5 protein-coding genes and 1 pseudogene are annotated in these 4,716 nt (G+C 64.7%); all 6 read right to left on the reverse strand.

Features of this window, described 5'->3' with window-relative positions; all coding sequences use genetic code 11:
* Positions 1–637: pseudogene (locus ABGA94_RS02890) on the reverse strand (hemolysin); the annotation flags it as partial.
* Entirely contained in the window at positions 634–1,272 is a 639-nt protein-coding gene (locus ABGA94_RS02895; protein WP_095379478.1) for a hypothetical protein, read from the reverse strand. The pseudogene ABGA94_RS02890 and the gene ABGA94_RS02895, both read right to left, overlap by 4 nt.
* 414 nt (positions 1,273–1,686) lie before the next feature.
* Positions 1,687–2,760 (reverse strand): chemotaxis response regulator protein-glutamate methylesterase, encoded by a 1,074-nt coding sequence (locus ABGA94_RS02900; RefSeq protein ID WP_375366340.1) that lies wholly within the window; start codon positions 2,758–2,760, stop codon positions 1,687–1,689.
* The gene (gene cheD, locus ABGA94_RS02905; protein ID WP_005416407.1) at positions 2,757–3,353 is read right to left on the reverse strand and encodes a chemoreceptor glutamine deamidase CheD; all 597 of its coding nucleotides are present in this window, start codon (positions 3,351–3,353) and stop codon (positions 2,757–2,759) included. The genes ABGA94_RS02900 and cheD overlap by 4 nt, the downstream gene beginning before the upstream one ends.
* On the reverse strand, positions 3,350–4,219 hold the full coding sequence (locus ABGA94_RS02910) for a CheR family methyltransferase (RefSeq protein WP_049416359.1): 870 nt from the start codon (positions 4,217–4,219) through the stop codon (positions 3,350–3,352). Before ABGA94_RS02910 ends, cheD begins: the two co-directional genes overlap by 4 nt.
* 37 nt (positions 4,220–4,256) lie before the next feature.
* Positions 4,257–4,716, reverse strand: a 460-nt coding sequence (locus ABGA94_RS02915; RefSeq protein ID WP_375366341.1) for a methyl-accepting chemotaxis protein, incomplete at its 5' end; no start/stop codon positions are given.

Raw genomic sequence — 4,716 nt, forward strand, 5'->3', positions numbered from 1 at the left:
GGCCGCTCTTCATCCCGGGTGTTCCGATCGAGGCGATGCGCTGGCCGTGCTCGGCGTTGCGCAGGATCTCCAGTTCCCTGGGCAGCGCATACATCTCGACCTTGCCGTAATGGGGACCGCTGGCACTGACCAGGTCGCCTGCCAAGACGTGGTTGGTGAAGGGCGCCGCGCTGGCTGGCTGGCCTTCAGGAAGGCGATATGCCAGCCCGGCGGCACCGTAGGGATTGAACGCGTCGCCGGGGAGGTTGTAGTGGTGTGCAGTGATCTGTGCGAGCGCGCCGCCCAGGGAGTGGCCGGTGACGGAAACTTGGCCATATCCATTTGCGTAAGCCAGCTCGATTGCCTGCTTGGTCAGCGCGAGGGCATCATCAATTTGCGCGTTGATTCTGGCGGTGACCATCGCCGCATCGATGCCGCCATCAATCAGAGGCTGGCGATCAAACTCGGTACCGCGATGGGTGACGATTACTTCTTTGGATTCGAGATTATGGTAAATGACGCCTTGGTAGCCGGTGGCGGAGTTTAGGCTGGCCAATACTCGATATTCCGTCCCGGCAATGGTAACAATGGTCTTGGGTTCAGGGAGCGGATCCTTGTAGACATGATCGGAGAGGGCTGCATTTGCTCCAGGATTCATTGGGCTGTTCCTTCAGTCCGTGTGGAGATTTCGATTGGGAAGTAATCCTTTCGCTTATCCTGAGACATCTTCTCGTACCAAGTCGAAGGCTCGGTAGGCGTCCACTCTGGCGATCCCCCTGAAGTCATAGGGCGTAAGGCGCGATGTACGTAGGTAGTAGAGAGTTTCCCGGTTTCAAGCTTTGTAAATGAAGTCCATGCGGTTGCTTGGATAGGGCGACCATCAATGATGAAGGCGAATGAAGCTTCCACGAGCACGGGTGTCCAAGTGCACGGACCACGACCGTAATAGTCGGCAACTTCCATGCCGTCGTTGAAAACAGCACTGCTGAATTCAGTTGCACTGAGGCGCTGTGCCTGAACCTCAACTTTGTGCTGGTTCGGCTCGTACTGCACCCCCTCCCAATTGTTGACCGGAGGCAGACAGAGTGGGTCTATCTCATACGTGACGAAGACCGAAGGAACGGGAACATCCACGGGTGCATCGTGGACCCGAATCACAATCGGCAGCGCATCCCTTGGCGCAGGATTCTCGCGATAGACCGGGAACGACCGTTCCTTGTTGCAGCCTGCGACAACCAGTGTGATCAAGGCGATCAACGCAACACGAGCAAGGCTGGGGACGGATTTCAGCATGAGCGGTCCATGTCGCAGCAGGATTGTCCTTGATCCTTGGAACATGCGGTCTCATCACGAACGACGGCGCCACATCCGGGCAAATGCGACAGGTTGCGCAGTGGGTATTGTCCGTTACCCGGACTTCCCACCCTGTGTACCCGAGCAGCGCGGCCTTGCGGGGTAACGTTCATCGGCGTTCCATTGCGGTGCGATACCTGACTATACGACCCGCTCCAGCCGCGCTCCAAGTCGGTGTCCTGCGGGCCTCCCGTTTGGCGCGCATGGCTTGCGGCAGGATCAAACCTCGATCAGCGCCGTTGAAACATCAATGGTCGAAAGTGCTGGCGGCGGATCGGCAATGGAGCCTGACGTCTCTTGCAGGTGTCCAGCAGGGAGCGGAGCCGAGCGTGGGCTCGGCTCTACAGGGGCCTGTCAGCCGCGGGCGAGGGCGAGCAACCGCTCGGCGATCCTCTCCAGTGACACCTGTTCCTCGGCAGCGCCTAGCTTGAACGCGGCACCGGGCATGCCCCAGACCACGCTGGTCGCTTCGTCCTGCACCAGCGTTGGGGCGCCGGCCTGGCGCATTTCCAGCAGGCCGCGCGCGCCGTCGTCACCCATGCCGGTGAGGATGGCACCGATGGCATTGCCACCGGCGCTCTGCGCGACCGAGCGGAACAGCACGTCCACCGCGGGCTTGTGCCGGTTCACTGCCGGGCCGTCGTCGACGCGGCAGCGCCAGCGCGCACCGTCGCGGATGATGCGCAGGTGCTTGCCGCCGGGCGGGAGGTAGGCGTGGCCGGGCAGCACCGCTTCGCCGTCGCTGGCCTCGCGCACGGCCATTGCCGAGTGTCGGTCCAGGCGTTCGGCAAAGGCGCTGCTGAAGCTGGCCGGCAGGTGCTGGGTCATCACCACGGCGGGTGCATCGGCAGGCATGCCTTCCAGCACCACGCGCAGCGCTTCGGTGCCACCGGCTGACGAGCCGATCGCGATCAGGCGGTCGGTGGTACGGAACTGCGGCGAGGCAGCACGCGTCGCCGGCGCTGCGTCCAGCGTGAGCTTGGGGGCGCTGGCACGCACCAGCGGGCGCACGCGCGAGCGCGCCGCCATCTTGACCTTGGCGATGATCTCCTCGGCATAGCCCTGCAGGCCGCGGGCCACGTCCAGCTTGGGCTTGGAGACGAAATCCACGGCGCCCAGCGCCAGTGCCTGCAGGGTGGTGTCGGCGCCTCGCTCGGTCAGCGAAGAAATCATCACCACCGGCAGCGGATGCAGGCGCATCAGGTTTTCCAGGAACGCCAGCCCGTCCATGCGCGGCATTTCCACGTCCAGGGTGATCACGTCCGGGAGCAGGCGCTTGATCTTCTCGCGCGCCAACAGCGGGTCAGCCGCAGTGCCGACCACGTCGATGGCCGGGTCGCTGGACAGGATTTCCGTGAGCATCTGCCGCACGACGGCGGAGTCGTCGACGATCAGGACCCGGCAGGGGGCGTTGCCGGTGAAGGTCATTCGAACAGCTCCACGCCACCGGTGACCGGCGCCTTGGACAGGCGCGCACGCACCGCCGATTCGGCGGCGGCCACCTCGGCCTCATGCGCATGCGGCAGGCGCTGCACCACCACGCGGCCGGTATCGGCGAAGAACCAGATCTTGCGCGGATGGATGCCGCACAGGTCCTCGGCAATGATCGGGATATGCTCGGCCTGCAGGTACTGGCGCACGAATTCGGCGTTGCGGGTGCCGACCGGATTGCTGGTGAAGCCCTTCAGCACGTTGGCACCACCGAACACCTTGGCCTCGATCCGCTTGCGATGTGCGCCGCGCTTGAGCATGTCGTTGATCAGCAGTTCCATCGCATAGCTGCCATAGCGCGCAGGCGCGCCGTCACCGGCGTTGCCCTCGGGCAGCAGGAAATGGTTCATGCCGCCGATCTTCAGCACCGGGTCGCGCAGGCAGGCCGCCACGCAGGACCCCAGCGTGGTGGTCAGCGCAGTGGTGTCATCGACCACCAGGTACTGGGTCGGCAGCAGCTTGGCGGCGATGGTCTGGAAGCGCGCATCCTGGTAGCGCATCACATCGTCGATACGCAGCGAGGCATTCATGCGCCGGCCTTCGCCGCACGGCGGTACAGGGTGCGGCCGCAGGGCTGGATCAGGTCGGCGGCGTGCAGATAGTTCTCCGAATGGCCGGTGTAGAGCAGACCGTCATCGGCCAGGTGCTGCACCAGGCGGCCGAGGATCGCGCGCTGGGTCGGCTTGTCGAAGTAGATCATCACGTTGCGGCAGAACAGTGCGTCGAACGGGCCACCGACGTCGTAGCGCGGGGCGAGCAGGTTCAACGGGCGGAATTCGATCAGCTCGCGCAGCGCGGGCAGCACGCGGCACTGGCCCTCGTTGGGGCCGCTGCCACGCTGGAAGTAGCGGCGGCGCAGGTCCGGATCGAGGCTGGCGACGCGATCGATGTTGTAGACGCCACGGCCGGCGGTGGCCAGCACCTGGGTGTCGACGTCAGTGGCGATGATGCGTACCGGCGGCTTCAGGGTGCCAAAGGCCTCGCACGCGGTGATCGCCATCGAATAGGGCTCTTCGCCGGTGGACGCCGCGCACGACCACAGCAGCAACGGCGTGCGGCTGGAGCGCTGCTGCAGTTCTTCGCGCAGCTTGTCGAAGTGGTGCGGTTCGCGGAAGAACGAGGTCAGATTGGTGGTCAGGGCGTTGGTGAACGCCTGCCACTCGTCACCATCTTCCTGCTCCAGATGGTCCAGGTACTGCTGGAAGCTGCGCATGCCCAGCGTGCGCAGGCGGCGCGACAGGCGGCCATAGACCATGTCGCGCTTTGCCGGCGCAAGCGCAATGCCCACGCGCTGGTAGATCAGGTCGCAGACGCGGCGGAAATCACGGTCGGCGAACTCGAATTCGCGTGGGCCGGTAACGATGGGAGTAGGACTTTGCACGGGGGACGTGTCCATCGGCGGGGGCAGCGGCCGAAGCCGCTACGGGTGGGTCTCAGAATTCCTGCCAGTCGCTGTCGCTGGCGACGAAGGTGCCGGCGTTGCTGCTACGACGTGGTGATATCGGTGCAGGTGCTGCCGCGTGGCTTGGCTGCGGAGGTGCCACGGTGGTGACTCTCGCCGGCTCGACCCGCGCGGCAACGGCCTGCATCGCGGCCGAGACCTGGTTGTCGAGCCGGAAGATCGCCACGGCATCTGCAAGCTGTGCGGCCTGGTCTTCCATCGCACGTGCGGCAGCGGTGGCTTCCTCCACCAGCGCGGCATTCTGCTGGGTGGTTTCGTCCATCTGCACCACGGTCTGGTTGACCTGCTCAATGCCCGCGCTCTGTTCCTGCGAGGCGGCGGAGATCTCGGCCATGATGTCGGTCACACGCTGCACCGAGGCGACGATCTCGCCCATGGTGCTGCCGGCCTGGTGGACCAGGCTGGAGCCCTCGGCGACCTTGCCGACGGAG

Origin of the sequence: Stenotrophomonas sp. 3diitr2024, assembly GCF_042136455.1 — a bacterium.
GTDB lineage: Bacteria > Pseudomonadota > Gammaproteobacteria > Xanthomonadales > Xanthomonadaceae > Stenotrophomonas > Stenotrophomonas sepilia.